The organism is Maribacter halichondriae, assembly GCF_027474825.1.
In the GTDB taxonomy this organism is placed as follows: Bacteria; Bacteroidota; Bacteroidia; order Flavobacteriales; family Flavobacteriaceae; genus Meishania; species Meishania halichondriae.
The window spans coordinates 193597-219582 of sequence record NZ_CP107030.1 but is presented as its reverse complement, the minus strand read 5'-3'; the positions used below and the strand labels follow the sequence as shown (position 1 = coordinate 219582).

At 41.3% G+C, this 25986-nt stretch carries 22 protein-coding genes; 6 read left to right on the top strand and 16 right to left on the bottom strand.

What is annotated here, in order from left to right; translation table 11 throughout:
• The first annotated feature begins 2 nt into the window (after positions 1-2).
• Positions 3-2363 (top strand): xanthine dehydrogenase family protein molybdopterin-binding subunit, encoded by a 2361-nt coding sequence (locus N8A86_RS01010; protein ID WP_273567372.1) that lies wholly within the window; start codon positions 3-5, stop codon positions 2361-2363.
• Positions 2364-2563: 200 nt separating this feature from the next.
• Positions 2564-3364, top strand: coding sequence for an FAD binding domain-containing protein (locus tag N8A86_RS01005; RefSeq protein ID WP_273567371.1), 801 nt, complete (start codon positions 2564-2566; stop codon positions 3362-3364).
• A 125-nt stretch (positions 3365-3489) separates the two neighbouring features.
• On the opposite strand, the gene N8A86_RS01000 is transcribed toward N8A86_RS01005, so the two are convergent.
• Positions 3490-4401: a metallophosphoesterase gene (locus N8A86_RS01000; protein ID WP_273567370.1), complete on the bottom strand. Its 912-nt coding sequence runs from the start codon at positions 4399-4401 to the stop codon at positions 3490-3492.
• Positions 4402-4888: 487 nt separating this feature from the next.
• Here N8A86_RS01000 and N8A86_RS00995 point away from each other — a divergent pair, with 487 nt between their 5' ends.
• The 3 genes from N8A86_RS00995 (at position 4889) to N8A86_RS00985 (ending at position 9025) form a co-directional block, all read left to right on the top strand.
• Positions 4889-7642, top strand: a complete 2754-nt coding sequence (locus N8A86_RS00995) for an SdrD B-like domain-containing protein (RefSeq protein ID WP_273567369.1) — start codon at positions 4889-4891, stop codon at positions 7640-7642.
• Positions 7629-7799, top strand: a complete 171-nt coding sequence (locus tag N8A86_RS22110; RefSeq protein ID WP_488226198.1) for a T9SS type A sorting domain-containing protein — start codon at positions 7629-7631, stop codon at positions 7797-7799. Before N8A86_RS00995 ends, N8A86_RS22110 begins: the two co-directional genes overlap by 14 nt.
• 113 nt (positions 7800-7912) lie before the next feature.
• Positions 7913-9025, top strand: a complete 1113-nt coding sequence (locus N8A86_RS00985) for a glycosyl hydrolase (protein ID WP_273567368.1) — start codon at positions 7913-7915, stop codon at positions 9023-9025.
• On the opposite strand, the gene N8A86_RS00980 is transcribed toward N8A86_RS00985, so the two are convergent.
• From N8A86_RS00980 to N8A86_RS00970, 3 genes are read right to left on the bottom strand one after another with little or no spacing between them, the layout of a single operon-like run.
• The gene (locus tag N8A86_RS00980) at positions 9022-9384 is read right to left on the bottom strand and encodes a TfoX/Sxy family protein (RefSeq protein ID WP_273567367.1); all 363 of its coding nucleotides are present in this window, start codon (positions 9382-9384) and stop codon (positions 9022-9024) included. The two genes, N8A86_RS00985 and N8A86_RS00980, sit on opposite strands and share 4 nt — an antisense overlap.
• 27 nt (positions 9385-9411) lie before the next feature.
• Positions 9412-10236 carry an endonuclease/exonuclease/phosphatase family protein gene (locus N8A86_RS00975; protein WP_273567366.1) on the bottom strand — a complete coding sequence of 275 codons (825 nt, stop codon included), beginning with the start codon at positions 10234-10236 and terminating at the stop codon, positions 9412-9414.
• A 42-nt stretch (positions 10237-10278) separates the two neighbouring features.
• Positions 10279-12300 (bottom strand): S9 family peptidase, encoded by a 2022-nt coding sequence (locus N8A86_RS00970; RefSeq protein WP_273567365.1) that lies wholly within the window; start codon positions 12298-12300, stop codon positions 10279-10281.
• 150 nt (positions 12301-12450) lie between these two features.
• On the opposite strand from N8A86_RS00970, the gene N8A86_RS00965 reads away from it, so the two are divergent.
• Entirely contained in the window at positions 12451-13434 is a 984-nt protein-coding gene (locus tag N8A86_RS00965) for an NAD-dependent epimerase/dehydratase family protein (RefSeq protein WP_273567364.1), read from the top strand.
• A 187-nt stretch (positions 13435-13621) separates the two neighbouring features.
• Here the strand turns inward: N8A86_RS00965 and N8A86_RS00960 are convergent, their stop codons facing one another.
• From N8A86_RS00960 to N8A86_RS00905, 12 genes are all read right to left on the bottom strand, one after another.
• A complete protein-coding gene (locus N8A86_RS00960; protein WP_273567363.1) occupies positions 13622-14041 on the bottom strand; it encodes an endonuclease domain-containing protein in 420 nt (139 codons plus the stop codon).
• A 90-nt stretch (positions 14042-14131) separates the two neighbouring features.
• Entirely contained in the window at positions 14132-15193 is a 1062-nt protein-coding gene (locus tag N8A86_RS00955; RefSeq protein ID WP_273568996.1) for an AMP-binding protein, read from the bottom strand.
• A gap of 54 nt (positions 15194-15247) precedes the next feature.
• On the bottom strand, positions 15248-15682 hold the full coding sequence (locus N8A86_RS00950; protein ID WP_273567362.1) for an AMP-binding protein: 435 nt from the start codon (positions 15680-15682) through the stop codon (positions 15248-15250).
• Positions 15683-15811: 129 nt separating this feature from the next.
• Positions 15812-16603: a DUF6090 family protein gene (locus tag N8A86_RS00945; protein ID WP_273567361.1), complete on the bottom strand. Its 792-nt coding sequence runs from the start codon at positions 16601-16603 to the stop codon at positions 15812-15814.
• A gap of 4 nt (positions 16604-16607) precedes the next feature.
• Positions 16608-17468: an NmrA/HSCARG family protein gene (locus tag N8A86_RS00940; RefSeq protein ID WP_273567360.1), complete on the bottom strand. Its 861-nt coding sequence runs from the start codon at positions 17466-17468 to the stop codon at positions 16608-16610.
• A gap of 14 nt (positions 17469-17482) precedes the next feature.
• A complete protein-coding gene (locus N8A86_RS00935; RefSeq protein ID WP_273567359.1) occupies positions 17483-18484 on the bottom strand; it encodes a metallophosphoesterase family protein in 1002 nt (333 codons plus the stop codon).
• Positions 18485-18545: 61 nt separating this feature from the next.
• The gene (locus tag N8A86_RS00930; RefSeq protein WP_273567358.1) at positions 18546-19139 is read right to left on the bottom strand and encodes a DUF3471 domain-containing protein; all 594 of its coding nucleotides are present in this window, start codon (positions 19137-19139) and stop codon (positions 18546-18548) included.
• 29 nt (positions 19140-19168) lie between these two features.
• On the bottom strand, positions 19169-20044 hold the full coding sequence (locus tag N8A86_RS00925) for a serine hydrolase domain-containing protein (RefSeq protein ID WP_273567357.1): 876 nt from the start codon (positions 20042-20044) through the stop codon (positions 19169-19171).
• A gap of 16 nt (positions 20045-20060) precedes the next feature.
• Complete coding sequence (locus tag N8A86_RS00920) at positions 20061-21419, bottom strand: serine hydrolase domain-containing protein (RefSeq protein ID WP_273567356.1); 1359 nt, start codon at positions 21417-21419, stop codon at positions 20061-20063.
• A gap of 8 nt (positions 21420-21427) precedes the next feature.
• Positions 21428-23116, bottom strand: coding sequence for an N-acyl-D-amino-acid deacylase family protein (locus tag N8A86_RS00915; RefSeq protein ID WP_273567355.1), 1689 nt, complete (start codon positions 23114-23116; stop codon positions 21428-21430).
• 316 nt (positions 23117-23432) lie between these two features.
• Positions 23433-25439: an adenylate/guanylate cyclase domain-containing protein gene (locus N8A86_RS00910; protein ID WP_273568995.1), complete on the bottom strand. Its 2007-nt coding sequence runs from the start codon at positions 25437-25439 to the stop codon at positions 23433-23435.
• A 155-nt stretch (positions 25440-25594) separates the two neighbouring features.
• Positions 25595-25930: a hypothetical protein gene (locus tag N8A86_RS00905; protein ID WP_273567354.1), complete on the bottom strand. Its 336-nt coding sequence runs from the start codon at positions 25928-25930 to the stop codon at positions 25595-25597.
• Between the last annotated feature and the right edge of the window lie 56 nt (positions 25931-25986).

Below are 25986 nucleotides of genomic sequence, written 5' to 3'. Positions count from 1 at the left end.
TTATGGAAACATTTATAGGAAAACCGATTAAGAGAAGAGAGGATGCCCGTTTTCTAAAAGGGGCAGGGAAATATACTGATGATATCAAATTGCCCAAAATGACACAGGCGGCTTTTGTTCGTAGTCCGTATGCACATGCGAAAATTAATTCAATTGATACTTCTGAAGCTGAAAAAGCTGATGGCGTAGTAGCGGTTTACACAGCTAAAGACGGCTGCGGGGAATATGGTGTGCCTTGCGGATGGCAGGTCGATTTTAAGAATGGCGATACGATGCGGGAGCCTAAACATCCACTTTTGGCCAGCAATAAAATAAGGCATTTGGGCGAAGCAGTCGCGATTGTGGTTGCAGAAACTTTGGAACAAGCACGAGATGCCGTGGAGTTGGTGGTTGTGGATTATGAGGATTTGCCAGCAGTTACTTGTCCTAAAAAAGCAATGGAGGCCGGTGCACCCAAAGTACATGACGAATGGGATGACAATGCCGCTTTCGATTGGTGTATCGGTAACGATAGGGCAGAAGTTGAGGCTGCTTTGGCCTCTGCACATCATGTAACCGAAATGGTATATCGCAATCAACGATTGGCACCAAATGCCATTGAGCCTAGAAGTTATATTGCGGACTATGATGTCAATGGCGATAAATGGACGTTGTATACGAGTACACAAAACCCGCATTTGATACGATTGTTACTTTGTGCTTTTGTGTTAGGAATTCCTGAACATAAAGTCCGGGTCGTATCCTATGATGTTGGCGGCGGTTTCGGAAGTAAAGTTTATCACTATACAGAAGAAGCACTATTAACATGGATATCTAAGGAAATAGGAAGGCCGGTCAAATGGACATCTGACAGAAGCGAAGCATTTTTGACCGATGCACATGGTCGGGATCATCATGTGAAATCGAAAATGGGTTTTGACAAAGACGGAAAAATTGTGGCCCACCTTACCGATGAATTTTGTGCGATGGGAGCTTATCTTTCCACCTTTGCTCCGGCGGTGCCTACCTATTTACATGGCACTTTATTTCAGGGAGTTTATACGACACCCTTGATTCATTTGAACGTTACAGCTCCGTTTACCCATACCGTTTGTGTGGATGCTTATAGAGGCGCAGGTCGACCCGAGGCTACCTATTTGTTAGAGCGAATTATTTCAAAGGCTGCCAAGGAAATGGATATGGATCCTGCGGAAATACGCTTCAAGAATTTTATAACACCTTTTAACGGAACTACTGAACCCGGGTACCAAACCCAAGTTGCGTTGCAATATGATAGTGGTAATTATGAGGGAGTTCTCAAAAGGGGATTGGAAATGCTGGGCTATGAAGATTTTAGGAAAGAACAGGAAGAAGCTCGAAAAAATGGAAAATTACTAGGAGTAGGAATTTCTACTTATATAGAAGGATGTGGCATTGCGCCATCTGCCGTTGTAGGTTCTCTAGGAGCCAGGGCCGGACTTTTCGAAGTAGGCCATGTACGCGTACAACCAACTGGGAAAGTGCAGGTTTTAACAGGTTCTCATTCACACGGACAAGGTCATGAAACGGTATTCGCACAATTTGTGGCGGATAAATTGGGGATCCCTATGGATGATATTCAAATCGAACACGGAGATACGGATCAAGTGGCCTTCGGAATGGGTACCTATGGATCGCGAAGTCTTGCAGTTGGTGGTAGCGCCATTGTAAAAAGTGTGGAAAAAGTTCTGGAAAAAGGAGCAAAGATCGCAGCCCATAAATTGGAAGCCGCAGAAGGCGACTTGGAATATGCCGAAGGAAAATGGACGGTCAAAGGAACGGATAAATCCATTTCATTTGGGGATGTTTCATTGACTGCCTATGTACCTCACGATTATCCCGAAGGTTTGGAACCTGGACTTGATTTTTCAAGTTTCTACGACCCTACCAATTTCACCTATCCGTTCGGAACGCATATCGCGGTTGTCGAAGTTTGCCCAGATACCGGTAAAGTGGATTTGCAACGTTTTGTTGCCTGCGACGATGTGGGCAACGTAATGAACCCGATGATCGTTGACGGGCAAATTCATGGAGGAGTAGTACAGGGTATCGGTCAGGCATTGCTGGAAGAGGTAGTCTACGATGAAGGCGGACAAATGATTTCCGGATCCTATATGGACTATGCCATGCCGCGTGCAGATGATGTGCCAAGCATTGAAACCGACAGAACGGTTACACCTTGCCCCCATAATCCATTGGGCGTAAAAGGAGCAGGTGAGGCCGGTGCCATTGGATCCACTCCGGCAGTCGTGAGTGCTGTAGTCGATGCATTGGCGCATTTAGGGGTAGCCGATATACAAATGCCATTGACTCCGCAGCGGGTTTGGAAGGCCATGCAGAATTGATGGAGGAAGGAAGCGCGAAGTTTGAAGCGGGAAGCATCAAGCACAAATCTTGAAATGTTAAATAAGGAGTACGAAGACAGAAGAATCAAAACTTGAGACTTCGAGCCTCTTGCTTCCAACTTCCAACCTTCGGAAACAGTTGAGTTGAAGCATCAAGAATAGTAAATAACAAGGAAAAAGTTTGAACAAACAACATAAACATGATACCAGCAAAATTTGATTATATAAAAGTAGGTTCGGTCAGCGAAGCGATAAACATGCTTGAGAAGCATGGCGATGAAGCTAAAATATTGGCAGGCGGACATAGCCTGATTCCTGCAATGAAGTTACGATTGAGCCGACCTGAGATGCTTATCGATATCAGCGGAATTTCGGGGATGGACACTATTTCAGAAGATGATGATGAAATTGTTGTCGGAGCGAACTGCACTCATAGTGCTATTGCCAGTTCTGAATTGGTGAATTCACAGCTCAATATTCTTGCACAAACGGCAAAATGTATTGGAGATATTCAAGTGCGAAATCGAGGAACAATTGGTGGAAGTTTGGCCCATGCCGATCCTGCTTCTGATTATCCCGCGACTATTTTGGCTTGTGATGCAAAAATCGAAGTCGAAGGAAAAAGTGGAAAACGCACCATCGATGCCACCGATTTCTTTTTGGGGATTTTTACAACCGCTTTGACTGAAGATGAATTGATTACCGCAATTCGTTTTCCAAAAGTTGTGAATGGATCTTATCACAAATTCTTTCAGTCCGCGTCTCGATTTGCCGTGGTCGGAGTTGCCGCTGTAAAAGAAGGAGATTCTGTAAAGGTCGGTGTGACGGGCGTTTCAGGTACTCCGTATAGGGCGACAGCGGTTGAAAACGCCTACGATGGTACTAGTAGTGCAGCCTCTCATGCAGTTGATGATGTCGATGTGATGAGCGATCATTTTGCCGGTGAGGAATACCGATCGCATTTGGCGAAGGTCATGGTGAAAAAGGCCTTGGAGGCTTAAGATTTACATTATAACTATGGAAAACCTTGGCCTTATTCTTAGATTTTTTAGTCTAGGGATATATAGAGCTGAAGTAGTTACCACCAAAAAGTATAATGGAATTCCCAATAAGATATCGCAGATTTTTATTCCAAAAAACTGCTGTCGAAACTAAACGGATTCTCTTTTGAAGTGTCCACTGTTACCTGTGCAGCTTCCGAACCGCCTACAATCTGTACCCTTAGAATGTTTTTTTCGGCCCAAGGCCTGTTTTCTATCCAAAAATGCCCGTCACCATGTAGATAAAGTATTGGTTTGGCATAAGTCGCAGAAGCCGCACGAAAGACGTCGGTGAATATGTTGAATTTATCGGGCTCAAGGTTGACAATATTGGCCTGAGCAAATATGACGGTGGCCTCAGTATCTTCCTTATGTTCTTCCAATAGCTGCGAGACCCATTTGGCGTCGTCTGCAAGTCTTTCGTCCCATTCTTCTTGGTCGTGAACGGGTATGCCCACCAGGTTAATGCCGACGAAAAGTACCTTATTTTCGACCCAACTAAAATTCTCCGCGCGCTCGGTCTGATATAGAACCGTGTGGGCAAACTGCCAATTTTCATTGAAGTGCAGAAAATACTGGTTCCAAAATTCGAGACCTTGATCGGGGTCGGCACATGTATTGAATTCATTATCACCCAATACGACGAAAGTTGGCATATCGAAGCCTTTTAAAATTGTGCTAACATCCTCATAGACAGTTTCATCGCAAGGGTCGGCTCCACGTTTGATATCACCTACATGAATAATGAATTCAGATTTATTTTGCGCATTATGGGCCGTAACCATATTGATGAGGTCTGTTCGCTGTTCATCATCATAGGGTACATCCCCTATGGCAGTGAACACGACGGGCGGTATACTTTCCTCAACTTCTTCCTCTTCGATTACTTCTATGGGCGGTACGGAATCGTCACTTTTGCTTCCACAAGAAGCTGCAATGACCAAAAAAAGCCATAGAAAGACAATTCTAAATACTGTGTAATCAAGACTTCTTTTCATAGTGGTGCAGGGTTCTTCAAACCATTTGTTAAAACGGTTCATCACCTTTTGTTCATAAAAGTAGCAAAAATAAAGAGTAACCCTTTATAAGTCATGTCCGCTTTCGACGAAAGGAGAAATTATTACGAATAAACGGAATATCAAGATTTCCCATCTAACGGTAATCATTTGGTGCGTATTCTGTGGTGATTGTTTTTGCGACACACTTTACAGCTATACTCGTTAAAATGGATGTTTTATCGGTCTGGGTATCAGTAGCTTTCAACTTGTATGGATAAACTTACGGTTTGCCGAAAATTTTACCGCCTCTCTCCATATCGTCGTTTCTTTGTTGGATATAATCTTAAATTAAAATTGATGATATAGAAATCTACGCTCCCAAATCCTTACTTAATGAACCGCATGCCTGAACGTCGTTTGATGTTCAAATAGGATGTGAAGATTTCCCAAAGTCTTATAAAAACAGTAACCTTAAACTTAAGCTATTATGGCAAAAAACTACGCTCGGCCGATCACGGCCAAAAACCTATTTACATTTTTAATGCTGGTTCCCTTCTTTATGCTCGGGAACCCGATCGATGGAAACATCGAAGAAACGAGTCCCAAAGAGGCTAAAACTTCTACAATTGAGGAATCCGCTATGTTCGGCACGGTAACACTACCGGATGCACCCTCGTGTACCACGGGCATCGGTACCTATAGCTGGGTCAACAACCTGCAAATGACAAATACGGGATGGGTAAACGCCGATATACGTTTTGTACAGGGCGGTACTGCTTTGATCTATGAAATTCCGGGACCGTATCCATCCGACTTCTCTCAAGGAATCCGTGTCGATATTAACGAGGTAGTCTCCTGGGATGGATATCCGAACCGACAAGATACCAACGCACAACAGTTCGAGCGATGGAAATTGGTCTTTCTAAAAGAAAATGTGATACAATTCGTATCCGATTACACCCAAGATTTGGAAGATGGCGTAACCTCCGCACAGTGGAAAGGTCCTTTGAACCAAGATATTGTTTTTCCGAACGGAATCGACCGTATCTGTATCGTACATTATGAAGACCCTACCTTGGGTACCGGTTACGAACCTAGTGCAAATTCTGTCGTGCCGAGTAGTATCTGTTTGTCCTACGAACCTATTTGCGACCTAGAAGTCGATGCAGGTGATGATGTGGAAGTATGCACCGAAGAGAATATCGAATTGACTGCCACCTATGATGGCACCAACGATTGTGTTTCAGGGTGTGTGTATCCCGTACTTGATATGTTGAAATGTACCGGGAATAATCCCGATTCTGAAGAGATTTACCTCGTGCCGGGTTCGGCTAGCGATTCTCGTAGGTTCAATGCCTCGGTACAACGTTTCGAAACCTTTGACAATGGTACCGCCCGGTATACGGCGACCGCCACGAACGGGGTCGATATAATCGAAGTAGACATGCAATACAGTGGGCATACTACGGTAGCCCCTGCCAATAGCCCCAAAGAACATTCTTGTAATCTTCCCCAAGATACTTCTGGTTTTGAATATTATACAACCTTGAACGGTACGATCACTTCCCAGAACCACGGTACGTTTTATACGACCTCGATGGGCCCATCCTTTCAAATCGGTATGGGTGCCGATGTAACCCGTGCTGGTTTCGGAGCTTCCGGTTGGTTTACGATTTCTGGTGGTGACGGCTATTATACCACAGGGGATATCAATCTTCCATTGGGTGAATGTGATGTACAAGGAGGTAACGAAGTTATCTTTCAATGGACTACCCAAGACGGTACTATCGTAGGTGCTAGTGACCAACAGACCATTGAAGTATCCACATCCGGAACATACCAAGTCGAAGTTACCAACTGTAATGGTTGTGAGGCTATGGACGAAGTCGTGGTCAATAATTTGGATAAAGTAACAATCGGTGATTTTGTCTGGGACGATACCAATCGCAACGGAATACAAGATAACAACGAAACTGGAGTTGACGGATTGACCGTTTCCTTATACGATTGTAATGATACTTTCGTAGCCGATATGGTTACTGAAAATGGAGGTTTTTACTCCTTCGATGTCTGTCCCGGGGATTATTATATTGTTTTTGAAAATGTACCCGCTGGCTATGATTTTACCTCGGCCAATGCCGGTAATGATGATATGATGGATTCAGATGCGGGTGCCGACGGAAAAACACCATGTTTTACCATAACCGATACCGATAACTATAGTATCGATGCCGGTCTTGTCAAGCAGTGTATGCTTGAACCCGCGATTCAGGGCGATGACGTAATTTGTAAGGGAGAGGAAATTGTAATTTCCGCTGGTGGTGGAGATACGTTTCTCTGGAGTACGGGAGCTACGACGGCCTCAATACTAGTGACTCCTGAAGTTACCACGACCTATACGGTGACAATTTCCGATAGTACTATTCCAGATTGTGAGGAAACCTTGAGTTTCGAGGTAGAAGTCAGTACTATTGATATTAATGCGGGTATGGATATCGCCATTATTTACGGCGAAAGCACCACATTGACCGTAACAGGTACGAATGCAGGCGATGAAATTTATTGGTCGACAGGTGAGACTACCCAGTCCATAACGGTTTCCCCGGAAACTACAACGACCTATTCGGTCATGGTGACCAATGAATTGTTCTGTATTGCTGAAGATGAAGTTACGGTAACGGTGAACAACCCCTGTAATATCAATCCGAGTTTTAAGATATTGCCAAGGGATACCCCGGGAGTCTATATTCCCGGTGATGAGACGGCAGCATGTATCGGTGATGATTTCTATATTTGGATGTATATCGATGGCAATAAGTTAGGGGATTCGTACGCCGAAGACTTTACCGATTGGAAATTCATTTTCGAATTCCCGAATGGCGATGTCATCGTACAGGAAAACGAACCCCAATACCCTGGAAACAACCGAACGGAAAAATTGAATCTGACCGCTGAAGATTTTGGCGAGTACATCATCTCTTGGGTATCGCCCGAAGGATGTGAAAGGGTCAACCGTAATGACCTTAAACTTCCCCGATGTGGGTTGTGGTGCCAATGGTACAAGGTCGAGCGAGATGAATATGGTAGCTTCCGTTTATCCTTCGCCCGCCAAAAGCGGTTCGAACATTACGGTAGAGGTAAATACGATCAGCAAGTCCGTAAGTACCGATGCGAAGGGAACTGCAAGCCTAAAAGCCGAACTCGTTTCCAGCAAAGAGACTATTTGGTTGACCCTCTATAATTTTGGTGGTCAACAGGTTGGTAATCCTATTTCATATGAAGTGGAAAAAGGCAAGGTAAAAATTGCTTATACCCTTGGTAACTTACCGACTGGAAACTACATTCTAAAAGTTGATGGTACGGGTTGGTCCGATAGCAAGCAGATTATTATCGAGTAAGAAGACCAAATAACCAATTCTGAAAAGGCCGTTCCATTGTGGACGGCCTTTTTTTGTTAAATTTTTCGGAATGATTATTGATACCTGTTTTAAAAGTCAACAAATCTTGTATAATGCGATTATTGCTTCCCCTTTTTATGGTATTTCTCTTTGTTTCTTGTGATAAACAACAAGTTATAGGTGCCGACCAATCCCCGAACGAGGACAATGCAACTTCGCAAGAATCTTCCGAAGAATCTCTTGAAAATACCGGATTGGAAGGTCTTGGCAAAGAAGACATACTCGCTTATTTCGATACGTTGATAGCCAATGAACAGGTCATTGTAGGTCAGCATTGCGGTGATGCCCCAAATACTACAGCTTCCTTTTACAATACTTATGTTGATATGCTAGCTGATATCACAGGAAGACATGTTGGAATTATAGGAGCGGATTTTGGTTGGTACTCGGGCACCGAATATCCTGTACAGACTCTAGCTGATCATTGGAACGAAGGGGGATTGGTCACCGTGAGCTGGCATGCCGATAATCCGTTTGAAGCGGGAATCGATATATATTGGAATACCGTAGAAAACAAGGATAACATCGATTTGAGGTCACTTCTGAAAGATGCAGCTCCGTCGACTGCAAGAACCAGCTATCGTACCGAGCTTGATAATGTTGCGGGAGGTCTGCAAAAACTCCGTGATGCCGGGGTTACCGTAATTTGGAGACCCTTTCATGAGATGAACGGCGACTTTTTTTGGTGGGGTATCGACACCTATAACAACCAACAAACGAACGAAGCTGATTATAAAGAACTATGGATGGACCTTTACAATACCCTAATTTTTGATTATGGTTTGGACAATCTGATTTGGACATACTCCGTAGTGCCGGATCGTGGATGGAACGCCGATGTTACTTCGTTTTATCCAGGTTCCGATTACGTCGATTTGGTAGGGATGGATTATTATGGGGTGAATCCTGATTTTCCCGATTATGATGCCTTAAAATCATTGGGAAAAACCATCGTAATGAGTGAATCTGGACCTATCGATTCAGGGTACGGAAATTGGGATATGATGCAGCATGTCAATGCGTTAAAGGGTAAGGCGGCCTATTTTCTACAATGGCATAGTTGGAATGGGGCCGCCGTTGCTATAAAAGACAATAAGAACAGTATTGAGATGATGAACAGTGATGATGTTATTACGCTCGACGAGCTATTATCTAACTCTTTTTAGCTTTTTTTTTTACTGCTTTTCGCCAAAGGATTGAAATCCAAACACATTTGGATCCAAGATTCCAAATCTTTGTCAGAATCGATTCCTTCGACAGAAACGAAAACATAACCCTTCATTGTACGGCCCGTAAAATTCATTTCCATGCAATGTGGCTTTGAGAGGGCCTTTTCATATTGGTCGGTACCAACTCTGGCCATAAATAATGATGAATCGGTTTTTTTATCAATGTGCATTCCGAAACACATTTTGTCATCGACCATAAAACAAAGTCCGCCCATCATTTTCTTTTCCTCTGCAAAAACCGACTTTTGTTTTAAAACGTGCCGAATTCGGTCGGCCAAAAATTCGTCATATGCCATATCAGATCTGTTATTTTTTTAGATTCTTTAGTTAGACATGATTTTAAACTTTAAATCCGCCTTCACTGGCAAATGATCGGATACATGCTTGCCATTTTGCAAACGTTCATCTAAGTGAATGTAACTATCGACGTCAAATTTGTCCAAGAATATATAATCTATGCGCCGAAGCATCGGATCCAAGACATCAAAACCATTGAACGTTCCGGTTGGTCCTGTTAATGGAGTTTTTGTTATTGAAAGCCCATCGTTCATCTTTCGCTGTAGAAGCTGAATAGGTTTTTGGTCTGGAGTCAAGTTAAGGTCTCCCATCACTACTACAGGCAGTTTGTCCGAATTGATATCCCTAATTTTCTTTTGGATGAGTTTGACCGATTTTTTCCGTGCCTTTACTCCGACATGGTCAAAATGGGTATTAAAGACCCAAAATTTTTGCCCAGAACTTTTATCCTCGAAAAGTCCATAGGTGCAGATGCGTTCCAAAGCGGCATCCCAACCTACCGATATTTTATTGGGAGTTTTTGAAAGCCAAAATGTATTCGATTGCAACAACTTATATTTTACCGAATTATATAGAATAGGGGAGAACTCTCCTTTTTGCTGCCCATCGTCGCGGCCAACTCCCACATATTTATAACTTGGAAGTGATTCGTCCAAAAATTCCAATTGCCTAAATAGTACTTCCTGCATGCCGATGATGCTTGGATTATGCTTTTTTAGAAGTTCTACCATAGCTTCTTTGCGGTCGTTCCAATTATTGACCGTATCGTTGACATTGTCATATTTGATGTTATAGGTCATCACTTTTATCGATTGTGAAGAAAGCAGTATGGGCAACATGAGAAAAACCATAATAAGATCTTTTGGTACTAGTTTACTTGAATTAATCATGAATTATTTGTCTTTATATTTATCGAACCATGCCAACACACTGGCTATTTTCGCGATCAAATTGCTTGGTCGGTTAGCGATACCGTGCGAGGCACCAGGAATTCGGACCATCGCTGTTTCTACCTTTTGAAGTTTAAGCGCGGCATAATATTGTTCCGACTCTGCAATCGGAGTACGATAATCTTCCTCACCGGTCAATAACATAGTTGGTGTGGTCACATTGCCCACCAGCGATATTGGGGAACGCTTCAGATAATTTTCAGGATTTTCCCATGGCTTGTTCGGAAACCAATATTTATAAAAGAACCCCGGATTATCGGAATACAACACAAAACTGTACCAGTTGATTACAGGCTTCGCGACTACGGCGGCTTTAAAGCGATCTGTTTTCCCTACGATCCATGCAGACAGAACGCCACCACCACTACCGCCGGTAACGAAAAGGTTTTTATCGTCGACGTATCCTTTTGCCAAAAGGGCATCCACGCCAGACATCAGGTCGTCATAATCATGATTGGGATAATCGTGATGGATGAGGTTTCCGAATTCTTGTCCGTAACTCGTACTACCCCGTGGATTGGTATACAGCACGACATAACCTGCGGCAGCATACGCTTGGACTTCCGCCGAAAACACCGAACCATAGCTGGTAAACGGTCCGCCGTGGATTTCCAAGATCATTGGATATTTTTTCGAGGCGTCAAAATTGGGCGGTTTAACGATCCATCCCTGTATTTTTCGTTGATCAAAAGAAGATTCCCACCAAAGTTCCTCGACTTCGGCGACATTTCGGAATGAAAATAGATCATCATTGAGATGGGTAAGGCGATTGTCGTTTCCTTTATAATGGGTGCCCAAATCGGAAGGATGCGTTGTTCCTCCCAAAGTATAGGTGAACTTACCGTTCCTCGAAACTGTAAATTCCGCTTGGTTATAGGGCCTTCCCAATGAGAGTCCGCCTAAATTCTCTGTAATCGTAGAAACTTTTCCGTTCAAGGTGATAGACCCTATTTTGGTATCCCCTTTGTCATCGTATTGAAAATAGAGCCCTTTGCCGTCGGCGGCCCATTGTACGTTTTGCACATCCCTATCAAAATCTTTGGAAAGCTCTTGCACTTTGGTTCCATCAGCATTCATCAGATATAGTTTCGATACCTGATAGCCTTGAAAGGTATCGTCAAAACCGGTGTAGGCGATTTTCTTTCCGTCGGGGGAAAGGGTAATACCGTCATCGGGACCGAACCGATTGGTCAGCGTATCAATTTTACCGGACTTTACCTCAAGTTTATAGATTTCACTATTGGCCGGTTCGAACTCCTTATTCTTGTGGAGGTTGGCGGAAAAGTACAGGCTCGAATTGTCTTTTGACCAAACCGGCCCGCCATGGTTATTTTGCGAAGAAGTCAACTGGCGTGGGGTGCCACCATCCGTGGAGAGGATAAAAATTTGATTGTGTCCGCTTTTTAAGTAACCGGCGCCATCGGCGCGGTAGGTCATGTCGTCGATATATTTTGGAGGATCGTTCCATTTGGCACCTTCTGGTTTTTGGGGAAGTTTCACGATGGATTCGTGATTTTCAGGTACGAACATGGTAAAGGCCAAATGGCGATTATCATACGACCATGAAACATTTGAAGGGGCTTGTGGTGTGTTGGTCAAGGGTACACTCTCCTTGGTGTCCAACCACATCATATAGAGCTTGGTCTTACTGTCTTCACCATTTGAGCGGTAAACCAGTTTTTTACCGTCGCGGGACCATCTTGGCGAAACATTGTTGTGATTTCCGGTAGTCAGAGGGCGATTGTTGCTTCCGTCGAAATTAATTATCCATAAGTTCGAGAGGTTTTTGTCGGTCATGACGTCCTTTGAATTTCTGATGTAGACTATTTTGCTCCCATCTGGAGAAATTTGCGGATCGGAAACATATTCCATATCAAAAATATCGATCAATTCTAGGTTTGATTTTTCTTGGGCGAGTGCCAAAGTTGCGGTAAATACAAAAAGAAATGTCAATATATTTTTCATTTTGGTGTATTTGAATAGTTATTTCGAATGCCTTCCAAGATAACAATAATATGGTTTAAATCCCTTGTGTCTTGAGGATTGGAAATTTCCAATGTTCGGTAAACCATAACCTCGGATAATTATGTTATTTTGTAGCAAATAACGGGAAGCATGAAAATATTGTTCATAGGAGGCACAGGAAATATCAGTGCTCCTTCAAGTCGATTGGCCCTAGAAAAAGGTATAGATCTTTATCTATTGAATAGGGGCAAGGCCAATGTTGAAATCGCTGGGGCGAAAACCATTCTTGGTGATATCAATAGACCTGAGGAACTTACAGAACTTAAAAAACACGAATGGGATGTCGTGGTCAATTGGATCGCTTTTACGGCCGAAGATATTGAACGCGATATTGCTTTATTCAAAGGCAAGACCAAACAATATATTTTCATCAGCTCGGCATCTTGCTATCAAACACCCTTGAGTTATCCCGTTATTACGGAATCTACTCCGCTATACAATAACCTTTGGGATTATTCGAACGATAAGATTAAATGTGAGGACCGGTTAATGAAAGCCTATCGTGAGGATGGATTTCCCATTACGATTGTCCGACCCTCGCTGACCTACGATATCGTCATCCCCATTGCGATTGGGGGGTTTAATGAGTACACTACCGCAGATCGTATTTTAAAAGGAAAGGAAATTATAATTCATGGTGATGGCACTTCGTTATGGACGGTGACCCATGCCGATGATTTTGCAGAGGGTTTTGTCGGTCTACTGGGATTGACACAGGCCATTGGTCATGCTTTTCACATTACTTCGGATGAGGTTTTGACCTGGAACATGATTTATAAAATTTTGGCGGAAAGTTTGGGCAAGGAAGCCAATATCGTACATATCGCCTCAGACTTTATTTGTAAAATCGAACCAGATTTCACAGGAACCTTGTTGGCGGATAAGGCAGAAAGCGTAATCTTCGATAATACCAAAATAAAAACCTTCGTGCCTGCATTTAAGGCTACGATACCCTTTACAGAAGGAATAAAACGTACCTTAAAATGGTTGGATGAGAATCCGGAACGGAAATTTATCAATCCTGAAACGGAGGCACAAATTGAGAATGTACTGAAAGCGTATCATGGTTTGTAGTCCCTTGAAGAAGTGCTAGCAGGCTTTGATTGAAAAAATGAAACTTGTTAGAGGGTTTTTATCAAAGAGTTTGAACTTAGTTCCAATCTAAGTATTTGACCCACCCCTCAATCCCCTCCAAGGAGGGGAGGATACATTTAGTGTTTTTGTAGATTTTTCAAAAAAATTTGATCACGACATTTTACTTTTACCTTTTCGAGTTTTGCGCGGTTTTATTCCCCTCCTGGGAGGGGCTAGGGGTGGGTTTTATTTGTTCAATTTTATTCTTAATCTCATTCAATACCCAGCCCAGATTGTTCTTCACATCCAGGTCGCTAAATCGTATTACATGAACTCCCAAAGACTCTAATCTGTCTTGTCTTATTTTATCTTTCTCTTGCTGCCCTTCCTCAAAATGAATGGATCCGTCTACCTCTATTGCCAATTTTAAATCTTTACAATAGAAATCTACAATATATCGATCAATAGGAATCTGTCTACTAAACCTAAAACCAAGCTTTTTACCTTTTATCTCACGCCATAGTGTTATTTCTCCAAGCGTCATATTCTTGCGAAGCTCTTTGGCATAGGCCATCAATTCTGGTTTATATGGAATGATTTCTCTCATGTGTTTACCCACCCCTCAATACCCTCCCAAGAAGGGAGGTTTTTTGGTTGATTTGACGAAAGAATTTTATCATTAGTTTGTTGGAAATTATTAACGTTTTCGAAGTTCTTTTTTTAATATTTTACCGGTAGCACTCATCGGTAGCGCTTGCGTTATCTCTATTATTCTTGGATATTTATAAGCTGCAATATGTGCTTTTGTAAATTCCATCAATTCTTCTTGAGAAACGTTCTCTCCATCTTTGAGGACGATAAAAGCCTTTATTTCTTCTCCCTTTTCTAAGTGCGGAACTCCAATTACGGCCGCCATAGAGACTGCCGTGTGTTTCATTATTACTTCTTCTACTTCTCGTGGATAGACGTTGAGCCCCCCACGTATAATCATATCCTTTGTCCGATCTACGATATAGTAAAAGCCATCTTCATCTTGAACAGCAATATCACCTGAATGCAACCAGCCATTTTTAATGGTATTTGCCGTAGCTTCAGGATTTTTATAATACCCTTTCGTTACATTATGCCCTTTGTACAATAATTCTCCTTTCTCACCGACGGGGACAATTTCACCTTTTTCATTGACCAACTTTACTTTTATGCCCCATGCGGGCGTACCTACGGATCCTATTTTTCTTCCAATATCTTTTTGATTGAATGTTACCACAGGAGAACCCTCAGACATGCCGTAACCCTCAAGAATGTTAATGTCAAAGCGTTTTTCGAACTTCTCAAGTACGGTAACGGGTAAAGAAGCCCCACCCGACAAACAACTTTTCAAATTCGATCGTATGCCTGAGATATCAAAATCGTTAGTGTCTAGGTAATTATTGAGCCCCCAATACATCGTAGGTACCCCGGCAAAAACGGTAACCTTGTGCTTATGAAGTGAATTTAAAACTGCTTCGGCATCAAAACGTGCCAGTAATATGGATGATGCTCCTCTATATAGCGCAGAATTCATCATCACGGTCATGGCAAAAATGTGAAATAGGGGAAGCACGATCAGGTGAATGTCTTCGGAAGTACCATTGAATAAATCAGCACTTACTACGGCATTTGTAAACAGATTGGAATGAGTTAACTCTGCACCTTTGGGTCTGCCTGTAGTACCAGAAGTATAAATAATAACAGCTGTATCAGAAGCCTTGGTTTCTATGGTATCGAAGCTGTACGACTTTCCAGCTACAAAACTTCCTAAAGTGCTCGTTCCTTATATCGGAGAGGGCATATCTTCTTTTGGCATTATCATGATAAAATTAGCACAGTTCTTCGCTTTTTGAAAACCTTCATGACCCATTTTTCCCATGGGTAAATCTTCGGTCCCTACAAAACAGAAATACGCCTTTGCATCGCTATCTTCCAAATGGAACTGGATTTCATCCGATTTCAGTAAAACACTTAAGGGCACGACGATAGCTCCTGCTCTTAATATCCCGTTGTAAATAATAGGAAAATAGGGGAGGTTGAAACAACTCATTGCGACTTTATCACCTGGTTCGATGCCCAAGTCAACTAGGGCATTTGCAACTTGATTGGCGGCTCTATTAACTTGCGAAAAACTGAGAATAGTATCCATAAAAGTAAATGCAGCTTTATCGGCATATTTATGAGCACTATTTTCCAATAAGGTAGCTAGGTTTAACATTTCTATGGTTTTAAGTTCGTGTTTCGATTCTAAACGGTAATGTATTCATACGTTGTATCGCAACCAAAACAGTTTGTATGTATTACATCTGCAAATGACATTTTTAGCGGATTTTTCGAAAGAATTTGATCATCTTTGGATTACTTCTTGTTCAATTTCTATAATGAGACTATCAATTTTATTGTAATAGTTACTTGCCGCTTTACTTCGGTAGTTTGCTTCCGCGATTATATTCTTCAGGTAAGCGGCCCTTTCCGGGTTCTTCGTAATAAGATCCAACGGATCTGGTAATTCAGCAATTTGCAAATAGTATATGCCTGAATCCAGAAGTGAATTATTCCATTTTGTAATGGATTCATTATGTATTTCATCGAAAAATACCCACTCCATATTTCTATAGTATTGGTCTATATCTTTTTTCAGACTCAGATTTTGAATGTTTGAAAACATCCCAGTATTTTTTAACTCATTGATTGAACTACTGCTGACGGTCATGGGCAGATATCTTCCGGCTGAACTGAAAGCCTCCTCAATAAATGGTAAATTATAGGTTGTCGGGATAGGACCGTCCCAATCAGAATTAGGCTCAAAAGGTACAACCTTCATTTGCTGAGGACCAAAAGAGAATGATGGATCTCCAGATTGCCTTCGAAGGTATATTAGGGAATGGACACGGAAAGAATGAATGTTTTGTATCTGTTCAAGAAGTGTTTGGTCTTCTTTTAAATCCTCTACCAATGAAACCAAATACCGATTTACAGTTGTTTTGGCTATCCTATTTTCATTCCAATTATTGACCTGAAGTGCTAAGAGTATACCAATCATCACTAATACAATCTCACCAATAGCATAGAGCAGGTATTTGCTGAATTTGTTTTCAGTGAGAAGTCTTTGACGGATTTTTCTAAAGAACTTGATCATGACCTTAATCAATTTTGAAATGCTCTAAAACCCAGCTTTTGAAATTTTCCTTGATTTCAAATTCGTCTCTAACCGTATCAATGTTTTCGACCCCGCTAAAATTTTGCTTGTTCATATATTTGAACATTTTTGCCAGGTCTTTCCCCATGGCCAATCGTGTAATTATACTTGGTAGCTTTTTATATTTTACCGGCTTATTTATGGCTTCCGAAAATAATTGTGGAATTTCTTCTATTGACCATTCATCAGTTGCAAGCGAGAGTGTTTTGCCCATGTAGTTTTCACTATTTGAAATGACTTTTGCCGCTATTTTACCAATGACATCGACACCGATCATTTGTTGCTTGCATGATTTGATCAAAGGGGAAATGTACTTGCCTTTTCTTATGTCGCTCGCAACCCTTGGAAACAAATGGTTCTCATAAAATGATGCTGGTCTTAGGATGGTATATTTGAGGTCTTTGGACTTTATATATTTTTCCAATTCGAATTTGCTTTCAAAATGGGGTACACCTGTATCTAGATCAGCACCAAGCACTGAAGCATATACCAGATGTATATTATTTTGAGGTTTTAGATTATCGATGAACCCTTTGCCTTGGCGTATCTCATTATCCTTGCCTTGAAGGGCCTGTACCAAGAATATAGCATCTACCTTATCTAAATCAGATTGAAATGTACTCGGATCATCAAGGTTGCCTTCTACAATAGTTGCCCCTTGTGCTTTCAATTGTTTTGCTTTTTCAGAGTTGGAATTGCGTGTTAACCCGATAACAGCCTGATTTTCCCTCAATAAATGCCTAGCGACGGCACCACCTTGATTTCCGGTGATGCCGGTTACGAAAATTGTTTTTTGCTTTTCCATAGTCTTATTGGATTTTAATTTTGCCTTGAATCATCACCTTCAGGTACTTTACCCGTTTTATCTAAAATACCATTCATTTTCAGATGGGTGATGATGGGTTCTTTATCCATTCGTACAAGTGATATATGGTCAAACGCCATAGAATCTTGTGCTCGTTGCCCACCACCGGTCGTTCCTAAAATTATATAATCACGATTGTTTCGTATTCGGTGTGAAAACGAATGTATGTGGCCATTGATAACGGTATAAGGCCGTTCAGCCAATAAAGCTTCCAATTTGCCAAGGCCTTTATCATCTTCACGCTGCCAAAGGGGTTTTTGCATCAGCACAAAAGTCCATTTGACTTTAGGGTATTTTTCAAGTACATCTTTAAAATAGTTGAATTGATCATCACTCATGCCCCCTACTTTTCGCTCTTGCATGCTGTAATATTCCGAATCTTCATAAGTTCCTTCGATTTCTCCCGCGATGATTTTTAGAGCTTTTGCCCGGGCATGATAAATATCGAGCATGCGCTGTTCTTCATAATCTTCGGAATCCATCATTAGAAAAAGTACATCTTCATATACAAAATGATAATATATGGGGCCAAATCGTTGCTTCCAAAATTTACGCATCGCCGGGTTGGTCAAATCATGATTTCCGCCGAGGTAGAAGAAGGGCATATTTAGTTTTGAAGTTCGAGCGTCGAACGAATTCCATTCTTTCGCTAGTTGTAGGGAATCTTCTGTACCCCCATCGATTAAGTCGCCTAGGCTGACCACAAAGGTTGGATCCAAGCGATTCAGTTGGGCAACGGCTGTACTGTAAACTCCTTCCCGCTCACCTCCATTTAAATCGGAGATAATGGCAAAAGTGAAATCTTTTTCCTCCGGTTCAAAGACATTGCTCGTCCATGGGTTAGGGCCGGAGGTAATATCATGCTCGAATTTCGGAGTTCTCTTTTCAATGGCCCCTGATTTACAATTTATGATGAGGGCTAAAAGAACAAGGGCTAACGGAAAATGGAACTTCATAAGTTTTTAGTTTTTCTAACCAACAAAGCATGTAAGGCTTAGGTGATAATGTTATAGAATTTCAATCGGTTTTAGTAAAAATCTCGCCCATCAAATAGAGATCATTGACCTTGCCACTAGTATCGAGTTGAAAACGAACCTCCAGTTTTTCCCTAAATCGCTTATCCTTGTTGGTCATAAAAGTGTCATAATGCCAGTGCTCCATATCGTATGTTATGAAATCATTAAAATTGATCATCGGCCCATTCTCCTTAATTACGACCTTGGCGGTTCCCAACATTTCATTCACATAGGTGCCAGCATAGGCGCTCACTGGTAAACTTGTTTTGGTGTTTTTCACACGTTCGGCGATTTTCTTTTTTGATTGTTCCAAGCTCTCTTTTTTAAATCCCTCATAGAGTTTGAAAACTTCGGTATTCCAATCACGACTATCGTCATTGAATGCATATAGATCTATTGCCTTATATAGAATGGCGTGTCGTAGTTCGGCATGATCCAGATTGGCAAAGACATATACTGCCATATTTTTATCATGCATTACACCGGCAATGGCTACGAGGCCGAATAAGCTTCCTGTATGAAAATCTAGTTTATGACCTTTATAGTCTTGCTGAAACCAACCCATGCCATAAGTATTCCAATCAGGTCTGGTCAACGCGTTAGTCGGGTATGTTCCATTCGTACCTAAAAAGAATGGGGCTCGAACAAGTACTTGAAAGTCTTTGGTCTAATCAACGTATCAGACTTATGTATGCCGTCGTTGACAACGAAAGTCAAATACTTGGCAATGTCATTTGGGGTAGCGCAAATCATACCCGCAGGACCGATTTGATCCGAAAAACCATAATCGACTTCCACCATGCCATCTTCGGGGTCATCAAAATAAGGTGTTACATAGTTCCCTACTTTGAAAATGTCGTTGGCAATAGCTTGTGTTCGGGTCATTCCCAGCGGATTAAATATTCGTTCCTTTACAAATTGGTTCCATGGCTTTCCGCTGACTGCTTCAATAACCTCACCGGCAACCGCATACATAATGTTCTGATAGGTAAACCCTCCACGAAGTGGATACCCTTTTTTCAGCAAATCGAAATCTTTTACTGTTTCACGAGTTGAAACGCTGTCGAGGGTCCACAACACATCGGCATTAACAATACCCAGATTATGGGTAAACAAGTCTTTTACACGGGCATCTGCCGTGATATAGGGATCGGATAACTGAAAATAGGGTAGGTGGTCTACTACTTTATCATCCCAATTCAATTTTCCATCATCGACCAACATACCCATGGCAATGGCCACAATCGCCTTGGTGGTCGAGGCCATGTTGAATAGTGTGTTCTCGTCTACAGGTTCGTTCGAAACTAAATTTTTGACCCCGTATGTTTTTTGAAAAACTACTTGGCCATCTTTGACCACGATGGTTGCCAGTCCGGGGATTTTCCAATCGGTCATGCCCTGAACGATCATGGCATCCAGTTTTTTGTTGTTCGATTTTTGTTGGGCCGTTATTGAGGAACAAATCAGTATTGTAAAAAGAAGGAATATTAGTTTTTTCATAGTTCAATGAGATATGTTATTGCTTTTTTAGTATAAAGTGCCCATAAATTTGATCTGTATGGGAAATGCCATCTTTCATTTTAACCGTAGTATTCCGATCCATCCAGGTATGATTTCCGATATACGTTTTGAGCGTATCGATTTTTCCATCTTTGTTAAACTCAATCGTTATGGCATCGGTAATGGATTTTACTTCAACATTTTGCAGTCTCCCTCGGGTCTGACCTAAATATGTTCCTTCTATTTCCTTAGGATCGAAATCCAAGGCTATGGATTCATGATCCTGTTTGTCCAAAAGTTTCCACATCACATTATCCACGAAAAAGCTACCTCCATGTGGACCAGCGGTATTCGTCAAACCGATAATGTACAGGTCATGTTCCGGAAAATATTTGGTTTCTGATAAGAATCCGGGAATACCGCCCCCATGACTGATTTCTTGATTCCCATAATTGGAAAAATTTGCAAGGCCCATAGCATATCGCAATGGACTACCATCGTTCAAAGTTTTGGGGGTGATCAATTGTTGGTACTGCGCTTCGGTTAGTATTTTACCTCCATGTAAAGCGGTCATCCAAATCAATAGATCTTCGGTGGTACTGCATAAGGATCCTGCAGCATAAGGCCAGTTATGGCTCAGAAATTGTTTTTGTTGTAATCCCTCAGGGGAATAATCGTATCCGTACGCCTTGTTTTTCACGACCTTGCTCGTGGAACAGTAATAGGTGTTCTCCATACCCAGAGGCTCAAAGATGACTTCTTTGAGATAGTCCTCATAGGTTTTACCGGAAAGTTTTTCAATAATGAGTCCCAAAAAAAAGTAAGCGGAATTATTGTAAATAAGAGCCTCCCCGGGTTCAAAGAGAAAGTCTTTGGTTTCGAGAATTCGGACTAGCGAGTCGCGTGGTAATTCTTGAGGAATAAGACTGCCAAATTCCTCGATTTCAGTATAACTGGCAATTCCTGAGGTATGGTTGAGCAATTGGTCTATCGTAATTTTTCTTCCTTTGGTGTCGAACTCCAAATATTTGGTAAAGTCATCTTCCAGAGAAAGCTTACCGTCTTCCACCAGTTTAAGAATGGCAACTGCCGTAAATTGTTTGGTTACCGAGCCGATTTCGAATTGGGCGTTCTTGGGCATGGGTACCTCTAATTCCAAGCTGGCCAAACCATAGGATTTTTTTAGGAGTGTCTTGCCTTTTTGATGCACGAGAATTGCCCCGCCCGCTATTTTGGCACTATCAAGACTGGACTTAAAGAGCGAGTCTACATATACATCCAGACTGGACTGCTTGGGTTCAACATAGGCTTTTTCATTTCTACAACTCAATGCCATAAGAAGTATGGCGATAAGCACAATGGGTAATCGTTTCATATGATTTTCTATTGGTTGTTATTTTTTTTCCATCCAGGTCCGCGTACGACTCGACCTGGAGTCGTTCCTGTATGTTCCCCATCTTTTAATACTTGCTGGCCGTTTACAAAGACATGTTGCATACCGGTCGCATATTGCATCGGTTTTTCGAAAGTTGCATGGTCTTGAATCGTGTTCGGGTCAAAGATGGCCAAATCGGCAAAATAACCTTCTTTTAAAGCACCACGTTTCTTGATTTTGAGATTTGTGGCAGGTAGTGTCGTCAATTTGTAGATGGCTTCTTCCAAGGGGATTACTTTTTCTTCCCTTACATATTTGCCCAATAACCGGGCAACATTTCCATAAGCCCGTGGATGTGTACTCGATTCAAGAAAAACGCCTTCAGGAGCGGAAGATTCCGCATCGGAGCCAAAGCTCATATAGGGAAGGGTTAGCTGTTTTTTTACATTCTCTTCGGACATCAAAAAATAAACGGTACCCACGCGACTGCCATCTTGTATTACCAAGTCCATAGCCGTTTCCACAGGAGATGTTTTACGCATAGCGGCTACTTCCGCCAGCGACTTCCCAGTTAAATACTTTAGGCTATCGTTTTTAAAGCCAATCAAAAGCATATCATCATAGGATTCGACACCCATCATCAAGCTTTCCCATGCATTCGTGGGTGTCGTCATTTCGGTCATTAATTTTTTTCGGATTGACGGATCTTGCAAACGTTCGGCCCACTTATCATAACCACCTTCTTGTACCCAAGGCGGCATGGAGGCATCTAAACCTGTTGCCCCCGCGGTATAGTTATACATGTTCGTGGTAATATGGAGGCCTGCGGAACGTGCAGAATCTATTTTGGCAATGGCGGGTTCCAATTTGTTCCAATTGTCTTTTCCACCTTGCTTTAAATGATAGACTTCCGCTCTGATATCGGCCTCATCGGCGATCCGGATCAGTTCATCCAAACTTTCCAAAAATCGATTGCCCTCACTACGCATATGCGAAATATACATGCCGTCATATTCCGAAGCGACTTTGCAGAGTTCAATAAGTTCTTCGGTACTGGAATAAAAGGCGGGAGCATAGATCAATGATGAGCCAATACCCACAGCCCCTTCTTCCATGGCTTTTCTGACCATGGTTTTCATGGTGTCCATTTCTGCGGGAGTAGGGGCGCGGTCCTCAAAACCAACCGTATTGATCCGCAGTGTAGTTGCACCAACAAATGAGGCCACATTCGGAGCGATGCCTTTGGTTTCTAAAAATTCAAGATATTCGCCCAAGGTTTCCCAAGTAATATCATATTCAATACCGCCATCGGATATGCGCTGCATTGCCTCTTTTGATTGCTCGGTCAATGGGCCCATCGACCATCCTTCTCCAAAAACCTCTAGCGTAACCCCTTGACGAATGTCACTTTGTGATTTTCCGTCTTCTATCAAAGATTCAGTGGCCCAGCTCAACATATTGATAAAGCCCGGGGCTACTGCCAAACCGGTGGCATCGATTTCTTGTAATCCTTTTGCGTTTTCCAGCTGTCCGATGGCCGCAATGGTGTCGGCATTTATACCGATACCACCTACATATGCGGGTTGGCCTAAGCCATCGAGGATTTGTCCGTTTTTAATAAGGATGTCAAAGGTTTCCGATGAGGTACACCCGGCTAATAGCAACAGGTATATAATGAGGGATGATAGTTTTTTCATTCTATTTTTTTGGTTTTAGTCTTTTCGTTAGTTGATTTTCCTCAATTTTTTGAGCATTGAACAATATACAATTTTTCCATCGTGTGAACCACTGCTTTATCCCCCTTTAAGGATAGGAAAGATTCGTTGATGTTATTAAACATGGTACATTCAAAATTCCAACTAACAAAAGCACAATCTCACCAATAGCATAGATGAGGTATTTACTGTACTTGTTTTTAGATAGAAGTTGTTGGCGGATCTTTCAGAAGAATTTTATCATAGTTAATCAAGTTCTTTATTGATTTTGAGACAATTAGAAGTAGCAAGAAAAAACCTAGATTTTTTCTACAAACCACATATCTATTTCTCCTTTTCCCTTTGCGTTTATCTTGCCCCTATGGCTAAATCTAAATGCGGGATTCTCCTTGATCAGCTCATAAGTGTCCTGAGAGATATTTACCTTACCTACCGCACCACTACTCTCCATTCTAGAAGCAGTATTTACGGTGTCTCCCCAAATATCATATTGAAATTTCTTAACTCCTACTATTCCTGCAACAACAGGTCCTGTATGTACACCTAACCGCATTTCAAATGTAAACCCATCAGAAGACTCTTTTTCTTTAATTCTCCTTGTGATGTAGGACTGCATTTCTAGAGCTGCCAAAATGGTATTAAGAACGGAATTTTCAGAAGGAACTGGCAGCCCACCAGCTGCCATATATGCATCTCCTATAGTTTTTATTTTTTCTATTCCATACTTTTCACAGATGTGGTCGAAAGCCTTAAAACAATGGTTGATTTCTCCAATTAGGTCTGCCGCGGATTGTTCTGCCGATTTCTCTGTAAAGCCTTTAAAATCAGTAAATAAAATAGAAACCAATTCAAAATCACGAGCAGATGCCTCTCCTTTCTCTTTGAGTTCTTCCGCGATTTCCGCTGGCAAGATGTTCAACAATAAATTTTCCGAACGGTTTTTTTCTTTTTCGATGATTGCGCGGGATTTTCTCACATATCTCCATCTTGTAAAAAAGCCAATAGCCAATAAAAAACAGATAACACCGATACCGATGGCGAGATTTCGGTTCTTATCCTTTTTTTGAACCTCTGCTTGATGCTTCATTTGCACCTCCATATCTTTCTCTACTTGTACCAAACTGTCTTTCAATACTTGTTTTGAAAATTCTATCTGCTGCAGTTTTATGGCTGTTTCTTCCGTTTGTATACTATCTGCTATGAGAATCATTTCTTCATGATAAACCAATGCCTCATTTATATTCCCAATTGCCCTGTAACCCTCGTAAAGACATTCGCATGAATATTCTTGACCTCCCAAGTCCCCAACTGTCTTTGCCAGAGCCAGGCCTTTTTTACAATATTCTATGGCTTTTTCATTATTGCCTTGATCTAGATATAGATCTCCTATACTTAATAAGATGGAGGCACTCCCTTGAACGTCGTTTACGCTTTCACTAATTTCTAGACTGCTTTCCAAGTAGTCTAATGCCTCGGTATAATTTTGTTGCTCTAGATAAACATTTCCAATACCAGAGAGGGCTGAAGCCATACCCAATTTATCGTTTTTCTTTTTTTCAATAGCCAATCCTTTTTGAAAGTACTCCAGTGCTTTTTCATAGTCGTTATTATTCAGATAAAGGCTCCCAATATTAATATACTGTGCTGAATTCGCCATTTCATCATTAAGCCCCTCGTTTATGGCAATACTCTTTAAATAGTAGTCTAGTGCTTTCTCAAAATCGCCTTTAACATTATAAATACTCCCAAACTCATTATAAATAGACCCTACGCCATCTAAATCGTCTATTTCTTGATAAATCTTTAGACTCCTCTGATAATATTTTAAGGCATTTATCACATCTTCATTATCATGATATATAAATCCTGTTCTCAATAAAATATCCGCTGTGCCTAATTTGTAGTTGATTTTCTCAGAAATGGAAAGTCCTTCCCTATATGAGGCTAATGCCTTGGTATAATTTCCAGTTCTAAAAGAAATGTATCCTTTCAGATTAAGTGCATTTACAGTTCCCTTGTCATAGTTATTCCCTTTTGTGAAGGCATACAATTGATCAGCGAGTACCAGGGCACTATCCGGCTCACTATAAAAAGGGCCTTCATAAATGTAATCAAACAGGGCCATAGCGCGGGTAGAATCTGGCTCCTTTACATCTTCCCAAATGATGTAAAGTGAGTCCAATGTGGTTTGAAGAATTTGTACTTGTTCCGATGGGCTTACTACTTTATTTTCCTCCTGCCCATAAACGAAAAGCGGAACGGCTATAAAAAGTATTCCACAGCATAATGCTTTTAGATCAGTCACGTTCAAATCCCATTTTTTTTGTTCATCTTTATCGATTCTGGCTATTTATTTGCTTTAAACAGTAGTGGTTTGTTTATTTAATTTTGGTTAGTAATATTAAAGAAATTTATCATCTATTAATTTGAATTTTTGGGGTAACTTCTAGCGAGATGTCTTTAATAAATTATGTTGTCCAAAATTCGATCTAGGTAGCGTTCCATCATAGTGAACTTTTTGTCCGTAAAGAAAACCGCATTTACTTCTTTACGAAACTCCATAAGTTCCATATTGGTAAAAAAGTGCAAACGTACATTTTGTTCGATTTTTTCCAGACTTTCATCCTCCGAATCGTCACTAAACTCCTTGTATATTTTAACGAAGGTTTTTAGATTGGTTTTTGATTTTATTAATTTTAGTTCTTTTCCAGTTTCATTTGAATCCGCATTTGCACAGAGCAACAAAATATAAATTTGAAGTTCTGTTTTTGACCAATCTTTTTTGCTTGTTTTCATAATATCGATTTATTACGTGTTCATATAATCTAGTTCATTTTTCTGATATGTTGTTT

Excerpts from the sequence above, each read along its gene's own strand:
- N8A86_RS00980 (WP_273567367.1), bottom strand. The coding sequence starts at position 9,384 with ATGGCATATGACGAATTTTTGGCCGACCGAATTCGGCACGTTTTAAAA.
- N8A86_RS00995 (WP_273567369.1), top strand. The coding sequence starts at position 4,889 with ATGGCAAAAAACTACGCTCGGCCGATCACGGCCAAAAACCTATTTACA.
- N8A86_RS00960 (WP_273567363.1), bottom strand. The coding sequence starts at position 14,041 with ATGAGAGAAATCATTCCATATAAACCAGAATTGATGGCCTATGCCAAA.
- N8A86_RS00970 (WP_273567365.1), bottom strand. The coding sequence starts at position 12,300 with ATGAAAAATATATTGACATTTCTTTTTGTATTTACCGCAACTTTGGCA.
- N8A86_RS01005 (WP_273567371.1), top strand. The coding sequence starts at position 2,564 with ATGATACCAGCAAAATTTGATTATATAAAAGTAGGTTCGGTCAGCGAA.
- N8A86_RS00925 (WP_273567357.1), bottom strand. The coding sequence starts at position 20,044 with ATGAAAAAACTAATATTCCTTCTTTTTACAATACTGATTTGTTCCTCA.
- N8A86_RS00985 (WP_273567368.1), top strand. The coding sequence starts at position 7,913 with ATGCGATTATTGCTTCCCCTTTTTATGGTATTTCTCTTTGTTTCTTGT.
- N8A86_RS00945 (WP_273567361.1), bottom strand. The coding sequence starts at position 16,603 with ATGATCAAGTTCTTTAGAAAAATCCGTCAAAGACTTCTCACTGAAAAC.
- N8A86_RS00920 (WP_273567356.1), bottom strand. The coding sequence starts at position 21,419 with ATGAAACGATTACCCATTGTGCTTATCGCCATACTTCTTATGGCATTG.
- N8A86_RS01000 (WP_273567370.1), bottom strand. The coding sequence starts at position 4,401 with ATGAAAAGAAGTCTTGATTACACAGTATTTAGAATTGTCTTTCTATGG.
- N8A86_RS00905 (WP_273567354.1), bottom strand. The coding sequence starts at position 25,930 with ATGAAAACAAGCAAAAAAGATTGGTCAAAAACAGAACTTCAAATTTAT.
- N8A86_RS00915 (WP_273567355.1), bottom strand. The coding sequence starts at position 23,116 with ATGAAAAAACTATCATCCCTCATTATATACCTGTTGCTATTAGCCGGG.
- N8A86_RS00935 (WP_273567359.1), bottom strand. The coding sequence starts at position 18,484 with ATGAAGTTCCATTTTCCGTTAGCCCTTGTTCTTTTAGCCCTCATCATA.
- N8A86_RS00965 (WP_273567364.1), top strand. The coding sequence starts at position 12,451 with ATGAAAATATTGTTCATAGGAGGCACAGGAAATATCAGTGCTCCTTCA.
- N8A86_RS00975 (WP_273567366.1), bottom strand. The coding sequence starts at position 10,236 with ATGGTTTTTCTCATGTTGCCCATACTGCTTTCTTCACAATCGATAAAA.
- N8A86_RS00940 (WP_273567360.1), bottom strand. The coding sequence starts at position 17,468 with ATGGAAAAGCAAAAAACAATTTTCGTAACCGGCATCACCGGAAATCAA.
- N8A86_RS00950 (WP_273567362.1), bottom strand. The coding sequence starts at position 15,682 with ATGTTAAACCTAGCTACCTTATTGGAAAATAGTGCTCATAAATATGCC.
- N8A86_RS01010 (WP_273567372.1), top strand. The coding sequence starts at position 3 with ATGGAAACATTTATAGGAAAACCGATTAAGAGAAGAGAGGATGCCCGT.